This is a genomic window from Trichodesmium erythraeum IMS101 (assembly GCF_000014265.1).
GTDB lineage: Bacteria > Cyanobacteriota > Cyanobacteriia > Cyanobacteriales > Microcoleaceae > Trichodesmium > Trichodesmium erythraeum.
This window is the reverse complement of the sequence record NC_008312.1, coordinates 2,916,039-2,941,277: the sequence shown is the minus strand read 5'-3', so window position 1 is coordinate 2,941,277 and position 25,239 is coordinate 2,916,039. Positions and strand designations below refer to the sequence as shown.

General features: G+C 34.7%; 11 protein-coding genes and 1 pseudogene. 4 read left to right on the top strand and 8 right to left on the bottom strand.

The annotated features are described in order from the left end of the window. Positions 1-3: 3 nt before the first annotated feature. Complete coding sequence (locus TERY_RS08970; RefSeq protein ID WP_011611533.1) at positions 4-1,557, top strand: trans-splicing intein-formed DNA polymerase III subunit alpha C-terminal partner DnaE-C; 1,554 nt, start codon at positions 4-6, stop codon at positions 1,555-1,557. Between the two features lie 1,827 nt (positions 1,558-3,384). Here TERY_RS08970 and TERY_RS08965 read toward each other — a convergent pair. Continuing rightward, positions 3,385-5,022 carry a DUF697 domain-containing protein gene (locus TERY_RS08965; protein ID WP_011611532.1) on the bottom strand — a complete coding sequence of 546 codons (1,638 nt, stop codon included), beginning with the start codon at positions 5,020-5,022 and terminating at the stop codon, positions 3,385-3,387. A 433-nt stretch (positions 5,023-5,455) separates the two neighbouring features. On the opposite strand from TERY_RS08965, the gene TERY_RS08960 reads away from it, so the two are divergent. Then, complete coding sequence (locus TERY_RS08960) at positions 5,456-7,690, top strand: amino acid permease (RefSeq protein WP_011611531.1); 2,235 nt, start codon at positions 5,456-5,458, stop codon at positions 7,688-7,690. 780 nt (positions 7,691-8,470) lie between these two features. Here TERY_RS08960 and TERY_RS08955 read toward each other — a convergent pair. Then, a complete protein-coding gene (locus tag TERY_RS08955; RefSeq protein ID WP_011611530.1) occupies positions 8,471-8,869 on the bottom strand; it encodes a response regulator in 399 nt (132 codons plus the stop codon). Positions 8,870-10,614: 1,745 nt separating this feature from the next. Here TERY_RS08955 and TERY_RS08945 point away from each other — a divergent pair. Beyond that, the gene (locus TERY_RS08945) at positions 10,615-13,236 is read left to right on the top strand and encodes a DNA topoisomerase (ATP-hydrolyzing) (RefSeq protein ID WP_011611529.1); all 2,622 of its coding nucleotides are present in this window, start codon (positions 10,615-10,617) and stop codon (positions 13,234-13,236) included. Between the two features lie 125 nt (positions 13,237-13,361). Here the strand turns inward: TERY_RS08945 and TERY_RS08940 are convergent, their stop codons facing one another. The 6 genes and pseudogenes from TERY_RS08940 to TERY_RS30395 form a co-directional block, all read right to left on the bottom strand. Next, positions 13,362-14,882 carry a hypothetical protein gene (locus tag TERY_RS08940; RefSeq protein ID WP_011611528.1) on the bottom strand — a complete coding sequence of 507 codons (1,521 nt, stop codon included), beginning with the start codon at positions 14,880-14,882 and terminating at the stop codon, positions 13,362-13,364. A 111-nt stretch (positions 14,883-14,993) separates the two neighbouring features. Then, on the bottom strand, positions 14,994-17,510 hold the full coding sequence (locus TERY_RS08935; protein WP_155994376.1) for a hypothetical protein: 2,517 nt from the start codon (positions 17,508-17,510) through the stop codon (positions 14,994-14,996). 620 nt (positions 17,511-18,130) lie between these two features. Continuing rightward, the gene (locus TERY_RS08930) at positions 18,131-19,312 is read right to left on the bottom strand and encodes a TRAFAC clade GTPase domain-containing protein (protein ID WP_011611526.1); all 1,182 of its coding nucleotides are present in this window, start codon (positions 19,310-19,312) and stop codon (positions 18,131-18,133) included. Between the two features lie 198 nt (positions 19,313-19,510). Continuing rightward, positions 19,511-21,712, bottom strand: a complete 2,202-nt coding sequence (locus TERY_RS08925) for a dynamin family protein (protein ID WP_011611525.1) — start codon at positions 21,710-21,712, stop codon at positions 19,511-19,513. Positions 21,713-22,234: 522 nt separating this feature from the next. Then, positions 22,235-22,351: pseudogene (locus TERY_RS30400) on the bottom strand (universal stress protein); the annotation flags it as partial. 140 nt (positions 22,352-22,491) lie between these two features. Then, positions 22,492-22,698: a universal stress protein gene (locus TERY_RS30395; protein WP_011611524.1), complete on the bottom strand. Its 207-nt coding sequence runs from the start codon at positions 22,696-22,698 to the stop codon at positions 22,492-22,494. A 202-nt stretch (positions 22,699-22,900) separates the two neighbouring features. Here TERY_RS30395 and glgX point away from each other — a divergent pair, with 202 nt between their 5' ends. Continuing rightward, positions 22,901-25,018, top strand: a complete 2,118-nt coding sequence (glgX, locus tag TERY_RS08915; RefSeq protein WP_011611523.1) for a glycogen debranching protein GlgX — start codon at positions 22,901-22,903, stop codon at positions 25,016-25,018. Positions 25,019-25,239 lie beyond the last annotated feature (221 nt).

Here is a 25,239-nt window from a genome sequence, read left to right as displayed (position 1 = left end):
CTCGTGGTAAAAATTGTCTCTCGCAAACTTGCCAAAACAGAAAATGTTTATGACATTGGTGTAACTAAAGACCATAATTTTGTATTAGCAAACGGGTTAATTGCTTCCAACTGTTTTAATAAATCTCATTCCACAGCTTACGCTTATGTAGCTTATCAAACTGCTTATTTAAAAGCTAATTATTCACTCGAATATATGGCAGCTTTACTAACCGCAAATAGTGGCGACCAAGATAAAGTACAAAAATATCTTGCTAATTGTCAGAAATTTAATATCGAAGTCGAACCACCAAATATTAATCAGTCAGAAGTAGACTTTACTCCTTTGCCAAAAGTAGCCACAAAAGAAATAAAAGATAAAATTTTAGTAGGATTATCCGCTGTAAAAAATGTAGGAGAAGGAGCAATAGAAGCAATTTTAAAAGCCAGAAAAGAAGGAGGAGAATTTAAGTCTTTAGCAGATTTATGTGACCGCGTTAATCTTAATGCCCTTAATAGTCGTACTTTAGAATCTTTAATAAAATGTGGAGCCTTCGATAAAATTGAAGCAAACCGTCACCAATTAATTAAAGACTTAGAAGGTGTAATGAAATGGGCACAAGATCGAAATAAAGACCGCAATATAGGACAATTAAGTTTATTTGATAATCATATCCCTGGAGCAAAAAATTCAGCTTTTGATTCTGTTCCTAAATCTTCCCCAGTTTCAGATTTTCCAGCCAAAGAAAAATTGGAATATGAAAAAGAAATTCTAGGATTTTATGTATCTGATCATCCCCTTAAATATGCACAAGAACAAAATCAAATTCAAGATGCTATTTCTATCGCTCAAATGAAAGAAAAAAAATCTAATTCCAAAATAAAATTAGTAGTAATGTTAGCTGGAATTAAACCTCATGTTACAAAAAAAGGCGACCCTATGGCATTTATTCAAGTAGAAGATATGACCGGGCAACTAGATGCCGTAGTTTTTCCAAAAGTATATCAAGAAATTAAAGAATTACTAACAGAAAATTCTCTTTTAGTTTTGAAAGGAAAAGTTGATAATAAAGATGACGAAAGTCAATTATTAGTAGAGAGTGCAGAAACAATAGAAAAGGTAATGGCAGATGCAGTTAAACAAGAGGAAAAACCAGTGACAGAATTAGATAATTATCAAAATGAGTCAAGAGATGAAGAGATAAAAAAATATCAAGATATTGGAAAAGCAGAAAAACCAGTAGAGCAATTAGAGACTCAAAGAAATCTTAGAAAAACTGAATTATCAAAAACTGAAAATAGTTCTGCAAAACAAAGACAAATAATTATCTTGGAACTGTCAGTAGATAAGATTCCTGAAGATAATTCTTTGTTTGAACAAATTCAAGCTATTTTGAAAGAACAATCTTCTGGAGATGAGGAAAAAGCAAAGGTAGCAGTTGGAACATTAATATTTGATGATCAACGACAACAGCTAGTACAATTCGGTCGTGAATTTTGGGTAGAAGATGGGCAGACAACTATTAATCGTTTTATAGGTATAGGAATTGAAGCCAAGATTATTCCTTTTCCTTATTAATATTCATCATATATAAGATTAGAATCAGGCTTTCCCATCAAATATTTCCATCCATCCTGACCCTTAGTTTTTATTTTATGAAGCTCAAAAAAAATAGCGTCGTTATTCAGTTGCATCCCCACTAAAATTCTGATACTATGAAATATATAAGGGTTACTTCGCCCATATACATGACTTTTTATTCAACCTCAAATCAGCTTAATGTACTGAGATTTTTCTATCCATTCTTCATTTCTTCCTTAACAGAAAACCACCAAAATTTTTATTTCTATAATTTTTATTTCTATTGTCATTACATTAAGCTCAAAAAAATAGGGTAGTTATTCAGTTGCATCCTCACTAAAATTCTGATACTATGAAATTTATAAGGGTCAACTCGCCCATATACATGACTTTTTATTCAACCTCAAATCAGCTTAATGTACTGAGATTTTTCTATCCATTCTTCATTTCTTCCTTAACAGAAAACCACCAAAATTTTTATCTCTATAATTTTTATTTCTATTGTCATTACATTAAGCTTAAAAAAATAGGGTAGTTATTCAGTTGCATCCTCACTAAAATTCTGATACTATGAAATTTATAAGGGTCAACTTGCCCATATATATGACTTTTTATTCAACCTCAAATTAGCTTAATGTACTGAGATTTTTCTATCCATTCTTCATTTCTTCCTTAACAGAAAACCACCAAAATTTTTATCCCTATAATTTTTATCCCTATAATTTTTATTTCTATTGTCATTACATTAAGCTCAAAAAAAATAGGGTAGTTATTTAGTTGCATCCTCACTAAAATTCTGATACTATAAAAGCTATAAGGGTTACTTCGCCCATATACATGACTTTTTATTCAACCTCAAATCAGCTTAATGTACTGAGATTTTTCTATCCATTCTTCATTTCTTCCTTAACAGAAAACCACCAAAATTTTTATTTCTATAATTTTTATTTCTATTGTCATTACATTAAGCTCAAAAAAATAGGGTAGTTATTCAGTTGCATCCTCACTAAAATTCTGATACTATGAAAGTTATAAGGGTTACCTCGCCCATATATATGACTTTTTATTCAACCATAGATGCACAACACTTAATTAGCTCACAGAGTGACAAGCAGCTTGAAACCATTGAGTAGCTGCCGCGCTTTCCTCTTAACTCTAATCGCCAGCTTGATAATGTACCGTTCCTTCAAAGGGAAGGAAACATTCATCATCTAAAAAGCATTCAAATAAACCGTTAGGTTCGTCGTACTTCCAAATATCACCCAAGAGTATTTGCTGAGTGATGCCCCCAATTGCTGCAGATGGACATCAGCTCCTTACCCTTGAGATTCAGTAAGTATTTCACCGCCTTCACTTCCGGTTCCATCACAGTTTTATCACAGAGTTGAGTTAAGGAGGTACAGGAACAGAAAATCCAGCTATTGCGCCACCTATGTCACCACCACCAACAACAATAGGAGGTTGGAACAAAAGCAACGGTTGCTTAATTGAGAGACAAATCTCGTCAACACTCTTTTCGAGGAGGCATTTTGGCTCGTTTACGCACTGTTGAAGACAAATTATTTTATATCCTCTTCTACTTGAAAAGTTATCCCTCCTTTGATTTTGCTAGTATTCGGAATTTAGATTGTATATACTTAACCGTAAATAGCTGACAATACATAGAACATAGTCCTACCTGGAAGTCAAAGTCATGCATTCAAAAGTTAAAAGTAATCCCTGACTAAACTTCAGAATTTACGAATATCCTGACCTAAATGGGTAGTATTATATTATCCGTATATCCCTTTCAAAAATCCTTTTTTTTCTACTTCCTTATTAAAATCACCAATCTTCTTTTTTATTCCGACTTTCTGTTTTCCAATCATCATAATCATATACTTTTTTATCAGACTGAGAATAATAATTTATTTCAGCTTCTGACTCAGTTTCAACTTTTTCATCAGAAGAATAAATATTAGTCAAAGGTTCAACAAACTTAGTGATTGCATCCTGAATAAATAACTTAACAAACTCATCTTTTTTGGTCAATTGAAACTGTTTTTTTACAGCCTCTGTAATCCCACCATCTCCCCAATCTTGATTCTGACTAAAATATTCAATAAAACTTTGACCAGCAATTCTAGTTAAATAAGCTGCAGTTACTCCTTGAATAGCCTTACCAAGAATAAAAGTAGCTACATTTAATTGTAAAGCCATAGAAATCAATTTTATTACCCCTTCAACAATACCCAAACTAGCAAGAGTTTTTGCCAAAGACATTGCCAATTCTTGCCCTCTTTTCAGATTTAATTCACAACCATAAACCTTGCCAATTTCTATTACCATTTGAGCATTAACAGCCGCAGTTGCCAACACATCTATAACTGGTACAGGCGTAGCTGCTATCACACCCGCTCCTATCCACTGAAACTTTTCGACAACCCTTTCCCCTCGTTTTCTTCTTTGACTATCAATTAAACTCCTTGCTTCCTCCCCCAAAAGTTGAGACTGTAGCAAAATATTATCAGCAATTAAATCTTCCCCCTCAAGTCGTAAAACTGCAGCTAAACGTTCAATTAAAGCTATAATATCCGGTTCCGGTTGATATACTTCCCCTGTTTCCAGTCGCACAGAATTAGGACAAGCAGCGATCGCCACAATATCCATTTTACTTATAACCCCAACTAACCTTTCCCTCAAGCGAACTAAAATTGCTTCGTGATCTTCAGTCGTATAAAGATCAGTTTTGTTAAACACTACAAGCGATCGCTTACCAATAGCCGCCAAACTTTTCAAAGCCATATATTCCGACTGTTGTAGATCATTATCAACCACAAACAACAAAAGATTAGCTTCCGTCGCCAAAACTTTTGCCAGTTGACCCCTTTCCCTACCTGCCACCCCTGCCTCTAAAATACCTGGTGTATCAGTAATCAAAATTTCCCTTTCCAAAGCCGATAACTTTAAACAATAGGTTTCTTCTACTTTTGTCGATCCTATTGGTGCTTCCGCCCTTCCCACCATTCGTCCCATTAGAGCATTAACCACAGAAGTTTTACCAGCTGAACCCGTACCAAAAACTACAACTTTTATATTACCTTGTGCTGCAATATATTCTATTTTTTGAGAACGGTTCAACAATGCTTGTCTAGCTACTTCATCTTGTATTTGAATTATTTGCTGCCTAACCGCCTTCAGAGATTCGGAAACCGCCTCAGACTTAACAACAGGAATAGTAATTTTTGATGATCGTTGCCTTTTATTTTTGCCAATTGTGTATAGTCTCAGATAATAGACAAGAGTAAAAAGGACAATTCCCATGAGCATAATTAACAACAGTAGTAATAAATTGGCCACAAGTGGAGGAGCTGACCATAAGATTTGACTGTACAACCATGATAAAGAACCAACCAGCCAAATTATCAACAATAAGATTAAACTAAAACCTAAAATTAGTGTTAACAAGCGAGAAGTAGGCATTGACTAAAATCAACTTAATAAAAAGAGAGTACGGAGTAGGGAAAACCTTTGCCCCTTATTTAATTTTCCTGTATAGCAAAATCCTAATCTTCTCTAACTACAAAGACTAGGAGTAGGGAAAACCCTTATTTCTTTTAGCCAGAGATAGGTACTAGCTCTCCCACCCAACAAAACTAATAAAATTCCAAACAGGATAAAGGAACTATTAGACCAGAAAACTATAGCAAATTCAAGAAAATGCTAAATATTAATTCTTGAATAGCAATTCACTGAATTTGATGGCACAAATACTTTCAAAGTTATTATGTCAAATAATTCCTTTAAATTACTCTCAAGTCAAAATTTTCAGCCCAGCCTCCCTTGCTTTTGACTTTTAAATTTTGACTTTTGACTTCTATAACTTTTTCGTGATGGCCATTAAAATTGAAGATCTATGAAACTATTTAAAAGTTCAAACCTACCAGAAGAAACACAAGCCACTCCCAAAACATCTCCCGAGCGTATAAATGAAAAAGGTTTAGGGACATTCGGAGGTGTATATACTCCCTCAATTTTGACAATCTTGGGTGTAATTATGTATCTCCGCTTTGGATGGGTAGTAGGTAATGTAGGTTTATTGGGAACCTTACTTATTGTTACTCTCTCCACAGTTATTACCTTGCTCACATCTTTGTCAGTTAGCGCGATCGCCACAGACAGAATAGTTAGAGGGGGAGGAGCATACTATATGATTAGTCGATCTCTGGGTCTTGAAACAGGTGGTGCAGTAGGAATACCCCTTTATTTTGCCCAAGCTCTCTCTGTTGCCCTTTATACCATTGGTTTTGCAGAAAGCATTGTAGATACTTTTGGTAGCTTTAACAAATTGTATGTAGCTTTAATTACCACCATAGCTGTAGCAGTATTGGCCTTTACCTCAGCAGAAATCGCTATTAAGGCCCAATATTTTATTATGGGAGCGATCGCCTTATCCCTAATCTCATTTGCCTTTGGACATCCCCTAGAAATAACAAGTATAGACATTTTGGCAACTCCAGAGCAATCTACAGAACCTTTTTGGACAGTTTTTGCCGTCTTCTTTCCAGCAGTAACAGGAATAATGGCAGGAGTCAGTATGTCTGGAGACTTGCAAGAACCTAACCGTTCTATTCCTATAGGTACTCTAGCAGCAGTTGGTACAGGATATGTAATCTATATGATATTACCAATTATTCTGGCCATGCGTGCAGATCCAACTACGTTAATAGAAAAACCCTTGATCATGAAAGAAATGGCTGTTTGGGAACCAGCTATTTTATTTGGAGTTTGGGGTGCAACTCTTTCCAGCGCCATCGGTAGTATATTGGGAGCTCCCAGAGTCTTACAAGCTTTAGCAAGAGATGGAGTTTTACCACGTTGGTTATCTTTTCTTGGCAATGGTAGTAAGCTTAAAGACGAACCTCGAATTGGTACAGCAGTGACTTTAGGAGTTGCTACTGCTACAGTTTGCATAGGCGACCTAAATATTATTGCCCCAGTACTGACCATGTTCTTTTTAACAACATATATGGTTTTAAACGTCTCAGCAGGTATAGAAGGCTTCTTACAAAGTCCTTCTTTTCGTCCTACATTTAAAGTCCATTGGTCATTATCAATGCTGGGTGCCCTGGGTTGTTTAGCAGTAATGTTTCTGATTAATGCTATAGCTACAGTTATTGCTGCTGTGATAGTGCTAACAATATTTATCTGGCTACAAAGACGGGAATTAGAGACCACTTGGGGAGATGCTAGACGAGGAATATGGATGGCCTTAGTACGGGAAGGGATTTTGCTCCTAGGTGAAGAAGATACTAAAAACTGGCGTCCTCATATTTTAGTCTTATCTGGAGTACCAAAAAAACGTTGGTTATTAATTCGGTTTGCAGATCACCTAACCCATAACCGAGGGATAATTACAGTCTGTAGTGTTTTACCCAGTTCATCTCGCGATGTTTCTCAGCAGAGTGATACCGAAGAAACTATTCGTGAGTACGTTGAAAAGCGTGGAGTGCAAGTGTTGGTAAGAGTTGTAACAGCTACAGACTTTTTTGATGGGGCAAAACTCTTGGTAGAAACTTATGGTATTGGACCACTAACACCAAATACAGTGGTGCTTGGAGATAGTCAGGAAGCTTCTCGTCGCGATCGCTACTGTCAGTTGGTTGCTCATATTCATAAAGCCAAAAAAAATGTAGTAATTTTCCGGGAAAATAGCGATCACGGCTTTGGTCAATATCGTCGAATAGATGTATGGTGGGGCGGTTTACAAAATAATGGTGGCTTAATGTTACTTTTGGCCTATTTGTTGCGTACGGATATGGATTGGCGGAATGCTCAAATTAACTTAAAACTAGTAGTTCCTGAACAAACTGCAGCTCAAAAAACCCAAGCAAATGTTGATAATTTAATTCAAAGTTTACGCATTAGTGCAAGTTCTCAAGTTTTGGTCTCTAATGGTCGTTCTTTTTATGATATTTTGCATGAGTCTTCTCGGAATGCAGATTTAATTTTCCTTGGTATTCGCACTCCAGGAGAGAATTTTACCGAATATTATCAGGATTTACAGTCTAAAACTCTTGGTCTTCCTACTACAGTTTTTGTTCTGGCAGCTCCAGGTTTTTCTTATGGTGAAGTTCTCAGCGATCGATAAGAACGAACCAACTGAATAAATATAAAATCCTGATAATATATCAGTTTAAGCAATGGTTTACTTTAAGAAAAGTGCCCAAAACTTACGAGATTAATATTCGATCACTTGGGATTTGTTCCCACAAAACCCATAAAAAATCAATAAAAATTCACAGATCGCAACTATTACTTATTAGACCAATTCCCATCCATTAATAATAGAGTTGTTGGGAATTAAGCCCAAAAAATGTCTAAAACCCAAAACAAGTACAGGTTTAAGCGTGATTTTGAGCATTAAAATCCTGAAAAGCTTATAGAGTAAGCTTTTGAGTATTTTAAATTTTCCCACACCAAACAACTCTAGTTTACTTAGGTAAAACTTCATAAATTTAAGCAATTAACATCAAGGGAATAAACTTTTTGCTTATTGTACGATTAACACTCTAGAATTGTTTTAATTTTATAAATATTTACTTCTCTCCCACTCCCCCACTCAAAGCGTAAAGTTTAAAAATTTTTGAGGAATGGTATTAGACATCTCCGATCATAAAATATCAAAGCAATTATCTTATACAAATGATTAATTATTTATCACTACTCCTTACTCCCTAATGCCTTGTTTCTAAAGATTGTTTACTGTCAATTAGCCATTCCTTATCCTTACAAAACGACTTTTTCCGCAAATCCTAATTGATGGTAATTAGATGTCTGTATATCAGTCGCTATTAGTACTAGAACATTCTAGTACTTTTCAAATATATCTTACTTTTGAATAAAGTGCAGTGGCCAATTTATCCATTCATTAATCTTCACTCAAAAATGACTTGATATGATTGACAAATTCTTGATGATCCACTACTGGTTTAGAAATATAACCGTCAGCGCCACTTTTATTTAAAAAATTTTCTCGATCACCTGACATGGCATGAGCTGTTAATAATATAATTGGTAGCTTACATGTTTGAGGATCAGATTTGAGAAGTTGAGTAATTTGAATGCCATCAAAAGCCTTACCATTATAGACGCTGCGAGTTAGAGAAACATCCATTAAAATCAAATCTGCTTCCTTTGACCTAGCAATTTTCACTACTTCTTCCACATCTTCTGTATGCTTAACATTTAAACCACCCCTTTTTGTCAAAATCTTGGAAAAAACCTTAGCATTAACCTGATCATCTTCTACTATTAAAATGGTACTCATATAATTCTCCTACTAAATACTTGTAAGTGTAATCACTACTCTACCATCATAAAGTTTAGACTAAATTCCATAGGTTTAACTAGTAATAGTTAATTCGCTTTAACATAAAACGAACTAAAAATTAAACGAAGGCTTTCTCAACTCATAAACAGCTATGATCCAAGTTTTGATCATGCTTTACTAACCTCATCAGTTATCAATACCAACCAATGAAGCCAAAGGTTTGAAATACGCAAGTTGATTTTTTTTCATACCCTATTCAAGAAGAGGTTTGACATCTTAATTTTTGGATCATGGATAAAATTAATTTGGGACTTTTAAATACCCACTGATAGTTGCCTAGTAGTAAGATAATATTAGAATAAAGTAGTTAACGATATATTTTTTTATGACTGCTATTATAATTAAATACAACAGATTCCCACACTGATCAAATACAAATACTAAACCATCAAACCTTTTTTACGGGAAAATATAGCCCGTGACAACTATACCTCACCCTTGATGAAACCCACTATAAGTATCCCATAAATACTGGCATAATCAATTCCCAAAAAATAACCTAAAATATTAAAACTCATACTTACTGACAATTTTAAAATTAGAATATATATTTTATTATAGCAGTTTTTCAGTTGATGAGGTGCAAAGTTTTACAAATTTTGGGAATATAGATTAGTATTAAAATTAGCTGTAAGTTAAAAGTAAGACTTAAATTACTTCAGTATTACTGAAGATCTACTATGCCTAAAAATAGTTTAATTATCAAGTGAGTAAATAAAATAAATTACACACTTTAAAAGCTGAAATCTAATCCTTGTATAAACATCGAGTTTTGCCAATAATTTTGTGTAGGTATTTATTTTGACTAGTCTAGCAGATATTTTGATTTGTCTTTTGTTAAAAATACTAGTAAGCTTTGAGAGTGCTAGGACAGTAATTTTAGAAAAAGGCAGTCCGTAATTAGCAATCTTAATAGATATCTTCATAAAAGGCTCTCAAACCCTTAAACTGCCTTTCCTGAATCGACATTTATGGAGAGGAATAGTTATTTCAAATGTTTTTAGGTTAGTCAATACTTTAACTAAGCTCAAAAAAAATCAACCAGGCAAGTTATTCATGAAAAAAGCTGATGCCTGATAAGTAGATTTAGCAGAGCTTCTGCAGCAAGAGGTAACTAGAATAGTTGGATAAATATCAATAAATTTTTCTACAATTTTCGTAAAATTTCAGGGTTTTAGCTGTGTTATTTACTATCTTAAACATTCCCTATTTCCTATCTTCGTTTTTTGTATCTCCTTTACAAATAACCTATTATTAGATATTTCTAATAATTAATTATAATAGCTGAGGTTACATAACAAGAAAAAGGCCATAAATATAACTTCTAAAGAAACAATATCAAAAGTTTTAATCCCTTAGCTAAACTTCTTATAAAAATGTCTCAATTAATAACTATTTGAAAAACTTGTCTAAAAATATGAGAAAATTACTTCCATTAGCTAGCTTAATTGTATACTTATCTAATTATATTTAAACTCCTATTTAGTAATGGGAATCTAACACTTTAGCCTTTTTACTTTGGCTGAATTTCCTAATAATATCCTCAAAATTATCTCAATTAATAAAATTAAAGCAATTTTTAGGATGGTGAGGTATAGTTTAATACTAATTTATATTCCCTATTCCCATTTATATTCTCTATTCCATATTCCCTCCCTATTCCCTATCTAAAATACTAACTCATGGCCAAAAAATTAAATTTACTTTCCGGAAAAGTTATTACTACATCACTCCATACAGAAATGCAACAATCATATCTTGAATATGCCATGAGTGTGATTGTTGGCCGAGCTTTGCCAGATGTTAGAGATGGACAAAAACCAGTTCATCGTCGAATAATATACGCTATGCACGAACTTGGTCTCACTCCAGATAGACCATTTCGCAAATGCGCCAGAGTAGTTGGTGACGTTCTCGGAAAATACCATCCCCACGGCGACCAGGCTGTTTATGATGCTATGGTGCGGATGATTCAAAATTTTTCTAGTCGTTATCCATTACTAGATGGCCACGGTAACTTTGGCTCCATTGACAATGACCCTGCCGCTGCTATGCGTTACACAGAAAGTCGCTTGGCATCAATTGGCAATGAAGGTTTATTAACCCAAATTAGTGAAGCTATAGTTGACTTTACCAACAACTTTGATGGTTCCCAACAAGAGCCTAAAGTATTACCGGCACAATTACCATTTTTATTACTAAATGGTTCTTCTGGAATTGCTGTAGGAATGGCAACTAATGTTCCACCGCATAATTTAGGTGAGGTCGTAGATGGCCTCATTGCTTTAATTGACAATCCTAATATTTCTGATCAAAAGTTATTTGAATTAATTCCTGGGCCTGACTTTCCCACTGGAGGAGAAATTGTTAGCACAGATGGAATTATTGATACTTATACTAAGGGTCGAGGTAGCATCCCCATGAGGGGTGTGGCAACTATTGAGCAAGTGCCTACAGGTCGTGGACGACGGACAAAAACAGCTATTGTGGTCACAGAGTTACCTTTCCAAGTTAATAAAGCAGGCTGGATAGAAAAAACAGCAGACTTAGTTAATGCAGGCAAGATCGAAGGTATTGCTGATTTGCGAGATGAGAGCGATCGCTCTGGTATTAGAGTTGTTATTGAGCTAAAACGTGAAGCTGACCCTAGTGTTGTACTTCACCATCTCTACCGAAATACTGACTTACTTTCTAAATTTGGTGCAATTATGCTAGCTTTGGTTAATGGACAACCACAGCAATTATCTTTGCGAACACTTTTACAAGAATTTCTCAATTTTAGAGAAGAGACTCTCACCCGTCACTATACCCATGAGCTACAAATAGCTCAAGCTAGAAGTCACATTGTTGCAGGTTTACTAACTGCTCTAAAAGAATTGGATAGAGTAATTGATATTCTCAGAAATGCACCGGATGGTAATACTGCTAAAGTTAGCTTCCAAGAAAGTTTGGGTTTAAGCGAAAATCAAGCTGATGCTATCCTAGCAATGCCAATGCGAAGACTAACTGGTTTGGAAAAACAAAAGTTAGAGGAAGAACATGAGCAACTCATGGGAAAAATACAAGAGCTAGAAAATTTATTAGGCGATCGCCATCAACTTCTCAAAGCCCTCAAAAAAGAATTGCGAACCCTAAAGCGTAAATATAACGACCCTAGACGTACTCGAATTATCGACCAAATAAAATTAAAAAATGCTGATGATTTTGCATCTATTTCTCAACAGAAAAAATATCTAGAAGCTGGAAATAAAGAAATAGATATAAAAACAAAAGGTAGAGTAATAAAATCAAAAAATATAACAGTTAAATCGCCAATTTTGACTTTGGAAGCTGCTCCGCCACCTACAGAAAAAGTTGTTATAGAATTTAGCCACCGAGGATATGTAAGACGAATTCCTGCTAAAGGATTTGAGAAGTATAAAATTGATAAAAAATCTCATATAACTATGGAAAATAGTGAGGATTTTACTACTAATATAATTGAGGCAACTACTGACAAAACTTTAGTATTACTAACTCGTACTGGTAAAGCATATCCTTTGAAAGTCAATAATATTCCTTCTGCTTCTAACCGTTCGACAATACGGAATGAAAATAAAGGGGTACCTTTAGTAACTTTACTACCCCCATCAGCTACAAAAGAAATTACTGATGCTCGTAAAGAAATTATTATTGGTCAATTTATTTTAAATGAAGCTAAGGAGAATAAAGACTTAATTATGTTGACTCAAAATGGCAAAATTAAACGTTTATGTTTGTCTGATTTGAGTGATATGAGAAATCGTGGAGTGACAGTAATTAAGCTTAAAGAAGATGATGAATTACGTTATGTTAGTTTGGGTAAAACTGGAGAACAAGTGGTTTTGGCTACTTCTGGTGGGCGATTATTAAGATTACAAATAGATGACGAAAAATTACCATTAATGGGGCGTGCTGCTCAAGGTTCTCAAGCAACTAGGTTAAGGAAACAAGAAGAGTTAGTTGGTTGTGTGACTTTGGATATAGGAAGTAATTTATTGTTAGTTTCTCAACACAGTTATGGTAAGCAAATTCCTGTTACTGCTTTGCGAGTAGCTAATCGTGGTGGTATTGGTCAAAATGTTTTTCAGTTTACCAGACAAGATGATATTTTAGCGGGGATAGTTGCTAGTAGTTCAAATGTTCTGGTTCAGGTGTTGACAACTGATGGTAGAGTTTTTGGAATGATTGCTGACAGGGTAAAAGTTGATCAACAAGATGATCACGGCCATCGTCTACTGAAGTTGGGTGCCAAAGAAAAAATTATTAAAGTGGTTGGTTATTAATCAGTTATCAGTTACAGCAAATTTCCAGTATATGAGGTACAGATATTAAAACTTCTATCTTGCTATTGCGGGCATATTGCCCGCACAAGTGTACCTTAGTAAGTAGGAAGCAATCTCTGCCAAACTTAATCCTGATCTTTTGAAACTATTGGCATCTCAAGCACAAAATATTCTGGAGGCTTTTTCTTCCAGGACTCCAATAAATTCGTACTAGCCCGAGCCTGATTTTGCAAATTTATCTGATTTATCAACCATTTCTGAAAATTCTCTTTACTACTGGAAGATCGAAAGTACCAGCTTTTATCTTCATCTTGCCAAATCCATCGAGTGTTTACAGAAAGCCAAGTGAGCAAATTTTGGTATTCATCTTTATTGTTATCGCTTTTTTCTATTTCAATAGTTTCATTTTCTGATTTCGATAGTAACAGGTTTAAAAACTCCACAATTTTACCATCTTTTATTTGCAAGGTCAATGTTTGTTGTCGTTGACGAGTTACCTGGGGGCGAATTTCAACACCAATTCCTAACAAAATGATACAGCCATCAATTAGCAAAGCCATAATGACAGATGCTATGGCAGAACCTTCACCTTTCATGACTTTAAGAATGGGCGCAAGAAAATCAACCTCTAGATCTGGATCGATGTATGTCAATCTTAGCCTTTCGTAATTTTCAGAATTTTGTGGGTTTAAAGCCTTCAAATATTGATCGGGCAAACAAGTAATCTCTAGCTGTGATAACAGCTCTTTTGGTAAACAATTTTCCCCAACTTTAGATAAAGCTTTGAAGTCAGTGTCAAAAATTTCTTTTGGTGACTTACCTTCCACATTGTAGTTAAATAAAGGCTGTAAGCGGTTGACTAATGGTTTAAGTTGAGCTTTTTGTTCTTCGAGTATTTCTCTTTCTTCTTTTAGTTGCTGACACACTTTTCCACAACCTTTTGGTCTTCCTCCCCTCTCTCCTTGAGTTTCTTTCTCTATTTTTTTGTTAATAATACCTATCTCGCTTTCCAAGGAATTAACTTTATTTTGAATCGGGGTAAAGAATTCTCCTACTAAGCTTTGATGACCAGAATTAGCTAGCTCAATACGAGTCTTTTCCCGTGTCTCTCGATTTAGTAAATCATAGTAAGCAAAAAAGCTAGTGTAAACGCTAAAAGTTGAAAAGCAGCCTACAACTACCCATTTAATTAAGGGGGCGTGTTTCAGGAATAAACGAGCAATTAAGGCAAATAGCACTCCCTGAATAGTAATACCCATAGGATAAGCGACAAAACTCGGGAGAATTTGCGACGCACCACGAACAGTCGTAAATGCACTCCCCAGGTTCAAAATCGTAAGTGCCCCAACAAGAGGCCAGTCGCGTTTTGACTTTTGTCCTGTTGGGGATACTTGAGAAGCAGTTGGTCTAGTACCTTTAATACTATTGGTGTCGACCTCTGGGGGTACTTCAAAATCGGTTGGTCTAGTAATATTAATGGTGTCTGGGTTTGGAGGAGGTGGGTTCCGTTTGATTTTTTTGACATTGTGGCAAATAGGACACTCATCACCGTAATGAAGCATTTGCGGGGGATGAGGCAGGTTTTTTTCCTCTCCATTGCATATCCAAAAATTTGTTTCCTGATTTTGGCTGTTATCATTAATCATTTAAAAAAAACTCCAATTTGACTAAGTTTTTATTAACTTGCACTACCTTAAAGCTGAACAAAAAGCCTAGTTACCCTGTTGGCTACACTTCTTATAATGGTGAGACAGCAATCACTTCAATCCCTGACGTGCCCAAGAGGCTAGAGAATCAACAGCTAGCTCCCGAAGCTCTTTGTCTCCTTCCCCAATCATATTCTTTCCTATATCTCTCACAAAATCGATAATTTTGTCTCGCTCTTTAGTGTTGCTTTGAATTTGAGATAACATTTTTTCAAAGCAACGAATATATTCTGTGCTGTTTCTATCATAATTTTTGCTATGCAGATACTTGAAGAAGACACCAGGGCAATTTTTTAAATCCACTTCCACTAAAACTTCCAGTATTTTTATTTCAAAGGTTTCACAAAGCTCAAGAAAACCTTCAATTTTCTCAGGGTCGTCCTTGAATTTATTAATTTTTTTTCTAGCAAGTTCAGTTAATAAATGCAGTGTTTTTTGTTCTTTATTGTAGAGTGGCAAGTCTCTCCTGGACTCGTTGACTTTGCCCTCATTTTGGTTATTATTAGACATCTGAGTAGATGTCGAGTTTGTTAAAGGATCATCAGTGCTTGAAACATTTTCCTGAATAGTTTTATGTGCAGTATATTTCTTAAAAAGATCTCTTGGTTTTTTTTGCTGTGACTCGCTTTTATTTTGTCTTTCTTTAGAAATATTTTGGCTTTTAATTTCAACATTATTTGTCAAGGATAGTGAATTTGGTTCACACAATAAATCAGCAATTCTCATTCTAAAACGCTTTTCATTGGATAAGTTTGCTTGTACTGGTGAAAACATTAAAATTTGCCAAGTTTGTTGATCAATTGTCTTATTATTTTCCCAAATTTCTATGGCAGATTCGGTGAGTTTTCCGTTAATCAAATCAAACCTACTTTTTTCAGAGGCCCATTGTATTAACTTACTTACATAATCTGGGACCTCAGTTGTTAGATAACAGTACATATTTTTAATAGTTTCGTCCCTTAAATTCTTCCAGGTTTTTCCATTCAAAAAACTTTCTTTAATCTTGGGATTATTCGGTTCACTTTTTAATAAGTTGAACCAAGTTTTTAAAACCTCAGCGGTGAATTTTTGAGCAACTATTTTGTCAAGAAAATAAACCCTATTTTCTTGATTATGATCATCTGGGTACAAAAAAGATGCAAGTTCTTCCCAGTCTGACCATGATGGATTAGTGCTATAAAGTTTACTTAAATTATCGAATAACCCTGGTTTCTTCTTATAAAACCATTGGTAAACATCAGAAAGATCTTGAATTTTAAGGACTGTTGTTTTTAGATCGATACTCCTATTAATAGTATCTATTAACAAATCCTGGCTACTTTCATAGGTTGGTGATTGAGACTCTAAAAAGTTTAGGTAAAGCTTATTGGTTGTGGCATTATTTATTTTTAAGTCACTAGAAACTAGGCAAAGCTTTGAGAAATTTCGATTTGATAAAACATCTTGCAATCCTAAAAATACAATAGGAAATGAAGATTTTAGGTATTTAATTAGATAGCTGTTTTCAAAGATTTCTAAGTCAATTTTAGGCATTAAAGGAATAAGTTGTTCGTTAAACAAATCCAGAAACTTTTCCCGATCAATTTCCTGAGCTAAAAATGAATCCCATAGTTGAAATTTTTCTACATCTGAGAAAAATATTTCTTGTAAATGAATGCTAACAAATTTTTTAAATTCTTCGTATTTGTATCTCTTTCTTTCTTCTTTTATGAATTTTAAGGAAATAAGTTGTAATTCTTTGTTTATGAATTCTAAAGAGTCTTCTTTATTGACATTTTTTTGAGTTTCTTTCCATAAGCCATGACTTATTAGCTCCATAACATCGGCTGCTTTAAGTTCCTGAAGTCGCTTTAAAAACTCATCTTTAGTTAATAAAGCAAACATTTTACTCAAACAGAGGACCGCTATATCAGCATCAGTCGTTAAATTTTGTTTGATAGCCTCCCAAAGGATTATTAACACTGTCTTTTGATCTTTACCCACATTCTCAAGAAAGATTTTTAGCTCGGATTTCATGGGTAAAAAGTATTTGGAAAATAGTTGTGTTTTATAGGTATCGTCCTTGGGGTAATTAGCTATAAAATCAACAGATGGATGACTAAAGTCTAAAGGCTTACCCTGTAATAAAAGACTAACATTAGACGAATCTGGCCTAAATCCTGATGAGTTTTTCTGATTGTTGGTGGTCTTCAGTTTAAGACCAACATTTTCATTTTCAGCAAATTTTTTACATAGAATAGTTAAACTTCCAAAATCATCCTTAAGTGGTTCAATAAAATCTTTAACGTATTCACTTTCAATACTTAGATTTGGAGTAATTATTGTTGATGCTAAATCTAGACAAACCCAATCATCAGTCCAATAGCTCGGTTTTTCTTCCTGAAAACTAACTACTATATTTGCCCATTTACAAACTTCTAGATCGATGTCTTTTCCCATTGCGATCGAGAGTTTACTTCGCCAAACCATCGGAATGAAAAGTAATAAAAGATTGTCCAGTTTTGACAGGAATTTACTTATTTCATCTTTATTATCTGCGATCGCAATCAAAAGCTTTTTACCTCTCATAATTGCATCCAACGCCTGAACCCAGAGGTTTCGTTCATTGTTGCTAAGTTTCTGCCAAACATCTGCTATGATTTTTTTTGGGTTTGCCTTTTCAGTCTGTTGGTCAGTTAATGAGAAGTCACTTTGAGGAAAAAACCAAGACCCAGAGTCACCGGAACCATTGGGTTTATTGAGTGCTTTAAATGTAGGCACTTTGTTGAGGGAAAATTTGGTAAGCCACAGAAAAATGATCTTGTTGAATTTCAGCGCTGTTGCTTCGGAAGCAAAAATATAAAGTCGCTGATAAAATCTACGACTTCCGCTAAAAACAAAGCTTTTGTTCAAATTCTGAGCCGACCTTTCTTGAATAAATATAATTTCCTGTTCCGGACAAATCTGAGTATTATTTCGACAAATGCCAACCCCCCAGAGATTATAATCCGAAGGCTGTTGCCAAAAGCGACATTCTTGCTCGGCTATCTCTTCTATAGCCTGTTTGTCTTCTAAGTTAGAACTATGGGCAACGATGCAATATCCGCTTTCTGGACCGACAAATTTACCGTAAATAAACTGCTCTAGTTCTTGCTGTTGTTGCATAATTTTTTCTCCTAATTGATTAACTGTTGTTACTCTGTTTGTTGCTATTCATCAAAAATTTTGGGAGGATGATTTTCTATACGCTGAATCAACCACTCAATAGGCTCAACTACATTTTGAGGTCTCCACTCAACGCGTGTATCAATCTTGTATTTTCCCTGTTTTTGATTTGGTTCATCATCATTAGTTGTACTGGGTGTGTCATAGTCATCATTGTCACTACTGTGGCCTTCCCTTTGACCACCTTCAGAATTGTCAGCCGTACTGGGTGTTTCATAATCATCATTATTCTTTTGCTTCTTACCTAGATTTTTTTTAAAAGGGTCTTCTCGCTGTTTCTCCTGTCGCTTACCAGCAGCTTTTGGCGGCTCCTGCTGTGACTCATTTGCCCTTGGTTCTTCCTCTGTTTTATTTTCAATAACAGGGGATATCATTTTACCACCATCTTCATCGTAATATTTTGCGAAGGGTGAAATAGGAAGAAAACAGCAACGATTATTTTCTCCATTTACATTCACTCGCTTTGTTCCATCTTTCTCTTCCACTATTTCTAGATGAAAATAGCTTTCGAGCCCTTCTAGGCTTGCTTGGGGTCCTATAATTTCCATAATCAATTGATAAAAATTCCTGTCTATTGTCCGCTGGTAAATTTCATCGTGATCTGCTTTAGTTATACCAAAAACAACATATTGCTCTAGTTTGAATTCGGATTCGGGAATTTCTCTTAGCATTAATCTAAATAAGCCTTCTAATAATGAGAAATATGAGTTTTTAGGAGGGTAGTCTTCCTTTAAGGGACTCAATAAAATTAAAATTCCATGGCACTGTGTCAAGTATTTTGCTACACTTACATCCTCGTTTTTCTTGTTATTTGTCTTTACCTTGTATCCTCTGCTTTTCCAGATTTCTCCTGAGAGATCGAGAAAGGTCAACTCTACTATTGTGTCGCTATTATTCCTTTTCAGCTTATAAGAATATGAGTTATATTTATCTTCCTTTGTTGTTGTGCTTGGAAATTCTCCTTTATAAATCCTTGAAATTAAATGTTTTTTCAGAAACTTGTCTGTTTGTTCATTACCAGCCTTAACTAAGAACCTGTCTTTTCTTTTTGACCTTTGAAGGTAATGATATAGCATGAGCATATAAACTGTTTTTCCTGCACTGCTAGTTCCCCAAATTCCCAGTTTAATTCTTGTGTTTTTTTGCCGTTGTTGTTCTTGAACCATGATTATAAATAACCCCTGTGTTTGGTTGACTAACTACAAGTTAATATAGCAATCCTCTCTGAACAACGAATAGCTAACATTTTTTGATTTTTATTGAGCAAATAACTTGTTCTAAGTTACTTTGCTCAATATGCTTAATCAACTAAATTTATAGCTAACATTTTGCCTAGTTTAACTCACTTTAAATCAATCGAGTTATCAAAAAGAGAGCTTAATTTGTTCATTAATAGCCAGTGCTTCTTGAACTAAAGACAGCCAATATTTTCGTAACTGCTCTTGTTCTTCCATCTCCTTAAGTTCTGGCCAAACTTTACTGCGGTTATTGCTCAAAAAAATGTCCCATTCCCCCTGTACCCCTTCTGCACGTGTAATGTAATCTGCAAATTCTTCTACCATTGATATTCGTCCATTATTAAAGTATATTCCTATATCATCTAAAATCTCTTCACATACTTCAATCGCTTTTTGATGGAGTTTCTGAAGGTCATGAACAACCAAATTCATATTATCTGATGCCTTAGTAAAATCTATAGTATTAGGAGACAAATCACCATTATTTATATTATCTGATACCTTAGTAAAAGTCATGGTATTAGGAGGTAAAATATCAACAATCTCCTTCCAAACTCGGTATTGAATAATTCCTTTATAAGTAACTTCAAAAGAATCAATAAATTCAAAGGCAAACCTAAGATTCGGCAAACTACTACTTTTGTTCAAAATCTCTACCATAGCAGGGAAAAACTCCAGTCCATTATCTTTCACTATATTTCCAATTCCTAGTTGAATTAGAATATTTGCTAATTCTAATTTTGTCTGATCAACCGCAGCTTTGAGACCAGTTTCCATTAAGTGAAAATTCTTCAATATTCCCGGACGCATTTGTTGTTTAGCTCGAAAATAAACAGCATTAATTCCATCTTTTCTTGCCCAACTATTTAAACGCTCTAAATCAGGAATATTAAACTCTTGTTGGCACCGGTTAATTGCTGCATCAACCTCAGCTTTAAATTCTGGGTTAGAAGTGTCCAATTCTTCTCGCTTTTCTTCTCGGAACTTTTCTATATCATTGTAAAGTTGAAGCACAAATTTATCTCTGAGCACTACATACTGAGCATTGATATCCCCATAACTAGCTATTGCTTGCTCCAGTCCTTGTAGTTCTAGTTTCACTTGCTGTTGGCGCTTAAATGATTGTTGATAAGTTGACGACATATACTGTTTGTCTAATCTGACTAGGTTTCTTTCCAAATATGTAAGTATTTTTGTTAACACTTCTTTCGCTGATGTTGAATTCTTGCAGTTAGACTGAAGATCTTCCTTAACATGAATTCCTTTAGACTTAATCGTATTTTGAAAATCTTGACACGCTCTCCCATTTTCTCCATCATAATTAAGTAGCATAAAAGACCACTGTTCCAGAGGTAATTTATCTTCCAAAGCTTGATGTGCCGCATCATACAAATCAACATCTCGTTGTCCCCAGAAATCACCAGTAGCATTCGGCTTGCGAATAAACAAAATAAAATCAGTATCTTCCGCAAGGGCTTTAATCATTCGTTCTGCATCCCCTAGCCGGGTATCCCCAAGACCAGGCAGATCAATTACAGCAATTTTTTCTACTCCTCTATTTGGAAATGGGCAAAAAATCTCTACCTTTTCCACAGCTAAGTGATGAAAAAGGGTTGGTTGACTGGCCAAATCATACTTTTGAGAAACATACTCCTTAATTTCATCTTGTCTAATTTTCTGGACATGTTTTTCATTTTTTAGTAGGTGGGAATAGTCAGAAAAGTGTCTGTAATACTCATCTTTTAGATGATTATAAATAGACTGATCATTAGCAGAAAAATTTTCTCGTAAATATGGTAGTTGTGCCCGACCAAAATCTTCAATTCTTTGAGGGAAACTTGTAAAGCCTAATTTCTTGAAATAAGGTATAATTACTTCTTCCAAAAAAGAACTTTTAGAATGAAAATAAACTCTGCCATAACTTTCGTTTGGTGAATGATAAATATTGCTTTGAGTAGTAGTGCAAGGTTGACCATCACTGGCAGGAATTTCTGCATCTGTCAACAAAGTTATTTGCTGTAGAAATGTACTTTTTCCTTGACGTGCTAAACCCACAACAGCAATATTAATAGTATCCCTATTCAGGCGTTTCTCAATCCTTCCCCACAGCTCTCGTTCTTGAGTAATAATATCAAGGATGCCTTGAAGGTCAACTTTTTCTAAGCGCTCAGAGACGACAGAAGTAATACCAGGTGCTTTAATAATTTCTGGTCTTAACCTCTGAAGCTCCTTAATTTTCCTCTCAAGTTCTTCTAAGTCTTCCTTCTTTTTTATCGCAGTAGTAGCGTTGGCTTTGCGATTATTAATGATGTCATTAATTTCAGGCATAGTTTTTAATCTTATTTATTGTCTTAAAACTAGAAAAACTGTAATTTAGTTAGTTTTACCAGAGAAAATTATGGATTCCTAACTGTTGCAAAAATTCGCCAAAACTAGAAGATATATATCTTGTTTTGTAATCGAATTTTGGCAATATAAAATTAAGGTTAAATATCCCATTTAATTAATATAACTTATTCATGTACTTTTTATATATATAGCTAGGTTAAATAAATTTGTCGATAATAATAACCACCACCAACAATTATTTTTATCTTCATCCTCAAATCCCATAAATGATAACTATCAAGGAAAGAAACCTCCAAGAGTAAACTGTTTTTCAATTTCAAGCAGCTTAATAAATAGGATAAAATTTATGATTAGTAAGAAAAGAACCAAAAATTTGCTCGTGACTATGGCAGTAAGTATTTCACCAGTAGCTTTCCTTCAAAACGCTTTACCAATATTCATATTTAGAAGCAGTTGCCACCAGTTACTACTTTTACTTACTGATAACTGATAAATGAAATGCTAACCCCGTAAAATATGAACAGAACAATGAGCACGGTGAATCATATAGCTACTTACACCGCCTAATACAGTTGCACTCAAAATAGAATGTCCACGATATCCTATAACAATTAAATCAGTATTCCATTCTTAGGCTAGACAAATTTCTCGACCAGGGTTGCCTCTTAGCTAAGTAAATTCTGTTTGAAAACCAGTATCTTTTCCTCTACTTACTTTTGATTGCAACATTTGTCAACATTCTTTCTCAAGTTTTTCTCTCAATGATGATGATCTGCCTTCATGATCTGTGGATCATAACCAATATTCATTGGCCAAAACCTGAGAGGACTTTCTTGTGCTACTTCTGAGAGAATATGAACTAACAGAAGACTTGAGTGACCAAGTTTTGCTAATTGTAGAGCGATATTAAACATGCGATCGCCGATAACAGATGTATCAATAGCAACTAAAATGTTTTTATACATAATTAATTAATATTCCCTAAGTTTCTTTGAATACAGAACTGACAGAAGCGAACCTAGAAAACATTTTTTCTGTAGAGATATATTGTTAAAAACAACTATAATTTTTCCCGAAACCTGATTTACTGTGGGTAAATCTTAAAATATCCACTTATATCTTATAAAATTACTGAATTTATCTAACAATTTGCGTAACTCAAAAATCATGAATCTTAATATCTTACCCGGTAATACTTTTCCCATTGGTGCCACTGTCTGCCAAGACCCCAAAGGAGTAAACTTCTCTATCTATTCCAAAAATGCTACAGCAATAGAATTACTACTATTTGATGAACCATTAGCAGCTAAACCAAAGCAAGTAATTTTACTTGACCCAACACAACACAGAACTCATCATTACTGGCATATTTTTATTTCTGGTATTGGAGCGGGACAAATATATGCCTATCGAGTCTATGGACCCTTTAACCCAGAAAAAGGTCATCGGTTTGATGGTACAAAAGTTTTACTTGACCCTTATGCTAGAATTGTAGTGGGACAAGAAAAATATAGTCGTAAAGCTGCTACAGGTAACGGTAATAATTGTGCTTACGCTCTCAAGGGGGTGGTAGTTGACCCAACTACCTATGACTGGGAAGATGACAAACCTTTAGAAACTCCCTATGCTAAAACAGTTATCTATGAAATGCATGTTGGTGGATTTACTCGTCATCCTAATTCTGGTGTTGCTCCTGAAAAACGGGGTACTTTTGCTGGGCTAATAGAAAAAATTCCCTATCTCAAAGAATTGGGAATTACTGCAGTGGAATTATTACCAGTCCAGCAATTTGATGAACAAGATGTGCGCGAACCCCTAATCAATTATTGGGGCTATAGTCAGATCGCTTTTTTTGCACCTCACCACAGTTATAGTTCCCGCAAAGATATTTTCGGACCAATGGATGAGTTCCGAGATATGGTAAAGGCATTGCATAAAGAAGGAATAGAAGTCATTCTGGATGTAGTTTTTAATCACACTGCAGAGGGTAACGAAAACGGACCAACAGTTTCTTTCCGGGGGTTAGAAAACTCAACTTACTACATTCTAGAAAAGAATGATCGTGGATACTACAGCAATTATACCGGTTGTGGCAATACCTTCAATACAAATAATCCTTTTGTACATCGCTTAATTGTTGACTGTCTTTGTTACTGGGTTAGAGAAATGCATGTTGATGGGTTCCGGTTTGACTTGGCATCTGTTATGTCTCGGAGCATGACTGGTGATCCCTTAGAAGATCCTCCTGTTTTGTGGGCAATTGAGTCAGATCCGGTTTTGGCAGGCACAAAAATTATTGCTGAAGCTTGGGATGCAGCCGGACTTTATCAGGTGGGTTCATTTATTGGCGATCGCTTTGCTGAATGGAACGGACATTATCGTGACGATGTTCGTCAATTTGTCAAAAGTGATCCCCAAATAGTTGAGAAATTGGCAGCAAGAATTATGGGTAGTCCTGATATTTATCCTAAACCAGATCGAGAACCAAATCATAGTATTAACTTTATTACTTGTCATGATGGTTTTACTATGAATGATCTGGTTTCTTATAATGAGAAACATAATGAAGCTAATTGTGAAGATAACCGCGATGGTGCTAATCATAATTTTAGTTGGAATTGTGGAATTGAAGGAACTACAGATCAAGAAGAAATTGAAATGTTAAGACTGCGACAAATTAAGAACTTTTTTACTATACTGTTTTTTTCTCAAGGTACACCTATGATTTTGATGGGAGATGAAGTCAGGCGAACTCAATTAGGTAACAACAATAGTTATTGTCAGAATAATAAAAGTAGTTGGTTTGACTGGAGTCAAATTGATCAACAAAATGATTTATTACGATTTGTCAAAAAGATTATTCATTTCACTCAAGAATTACAAATTACACAGTTAGATAAGGTTTTAGCTACTGTAGGAGCGATACCCGAATCATCTTTGGTTAGCACTAAAGAGAAAACTAACTTGAATAAAGTACCTAATATTAGTTGGCATGGAATACATTTAGGTATACCTGATTGGAATGTAGGTTCCAGGACTCTAGCTTTTAGTTTAAAACATCCAGAAAGTGGTGAATATTTTCACATTATGTTGAATGCTTATTGGAAACCTTTAATGTTTGAATTGCCACCTTTGGAAAGGGGGGAAAATTGGTATTTAATTGTTAATACTGCTTTTACTTCTCCTAAAGATTTTAATAACCTTGATGTGGCAACAAAAGTTATTGGTGTTAGATACCGCTTAGAGCCCCGGGCTGCTGTTATTTTAATGACAAAAAGAGATTAGGCAGTCCTGAAGTTAGAACTCAGAAGTCAGAAGTTATATAATAGAGTTGTTGGGAATTCAGAAAAAAATGACTATAACCATTATCATTCAAAACTTATAGTGCTATTTAAACTAAAATCCTGAAAACCTTGTAGAGTAGGAGGGTATCTTTAAAAAAAAGATTAAAATAAAACCATGGGGAAGTAAAACAGAAAAAATGGAACTAGTCAACTAGAGGTGAA

Bases quoted from the DNA above. Each gene is read 5' to 3' on its own strand.
- TERY_RS08960 (WP_011611531.1), top strand. From the start codon at position 5,456: ATGAAACTATTTAAAAGTTCAAACCTACCAGAAGAAACACAAGCCACT.
- TERY_RS08930 (WP_011611526.1), bottom strand. From the start codon at position 19,312: ATGGTTCAAGAACAACAACGGCAAAAAAACACAAGAATTAAACTGGGA.
- glgX (WP_011611523.1), top strand. From the start codon at position 22,901: ATGAATCTTAATATCTTACCCGGTAATACTTTTCCCATTGGTGCCACT.
- TERY_RS08925 (WP_011611525.1), bottom strand. From the start codon at position 21,712: ATGCCTGAAATTAATGACATCATTAATAATCGCAAAGCCAACGCTACT.
- TERY_RS08940 (WP_011611528.1), bottom strand. From the start codon at position 14,882: ATGATTAATGATAACAGCCAAAATCAGGAAACAAATTTTTGGATATGC.
- TERY_RS08935 (WP_155994376.1), bottom strand. From the start codon at position 17,510: ATGAGAGGTAAAAAGCTTTTGATTGCGATCGCAGATAATAAAGATGAA.
- TERY_RS08965 (WP_011611532.1), bottom strand. From the start codon at position 5,022: ATGCCTACTTCTCGCTTGTTAACACTAATTTTAGGTTTTAGTTTAATC.
- TERY_RS08955 (WP_011611530.1), bottom strand. From the start codon at position 8,869: ATGAGTACCATTTTAATAGTAGAAGATGATCAGGTTAATGCTAAGGTT.
- TERY_RS30395 (WP_011611524.1), bottom strand. From the start codon at position 22,698: ATGTATAAAAACATTTTAGTTGCTATTGATACATCTGTTATCGGCGAT.
- TERY_RS08945 (WP_011611529.1), top strand. From the start codon at position 10,615: ATGGCCAAAAAATTAAATTTACTTTCCGGAAAAGTTATTACTACATCA.